The 617-nt window shown below is 64.2% G+C and carries 1 protein-coding gene; it reads left to right on the forward strand.

Annotated features, from left to right (window positions below):
• Nucleotides 1-617, forward strand: a 617-nt coding sequence (locus ACOQFP_RS16675) for an ATP-binding cassette domain-containing protein (protein ID WP_421584941.1), incomplete at both ends; no start/stop codon positions are given.

Here is a 617-nt window from a genome sequence, read left to right on the forward strand (position 1 = left end):
GGCGCCGGCAAAACCACCCTGATCGACGCCATCACCGGCCTCGTCCCAGCCACCGGGTCGGTCACCAAATCCGGTGTCGAACTGCTCGGCAAAAAAGTCCACCAGATCGCCCGCCTCGGTATCGGCCGCACCTTCCAGACCGCCAGCATCTTCGAGAATTTGACCGTCCTGCAGAACCTGGATATCGCCGCCGGATCCGGACGATCAGCACTGACGATGCTACGACGACGCAGTTCTGTGCTGCCGCAGATCGAACAGGCCCTCGACACGACCGGCCTGACCGGCGAACGAGACAAGCCCGCCGGCATCCTCGCCCACGGGCAGAAACAATGGCTCGAGATCGGAATGCTGCTGGTGCAGAACGCCGACGTGCTCCTGCTCGACGAACCCGTCGCCGGGATGAGCCACGAAGAACGCGAACAGACCGGCCAACTGCTCCAACGCATCGGCGGCGAGCGGACGGTGGTGGTGGTCGAACACGACATGGACTTCATGCGCATGTTCGCGACCTCGGTGACGGTATTGGCTGCTGGACGCGTCCTCGCCGAGGGCACAGTCGCCGAAGTACAGGCCGACCCGAAAGTCCAACAGGTCTACCTCGGCACCGCAGCAGCCGG

The organism is Rhodococcus sp. MALMAid1271, from assembly GCF_049195265.1.
GTDB lineage: Bacteria > Actinomycetota > Actinomycetes > Mycobacteriales > Mycobacteriaceae > Rhodococcoides.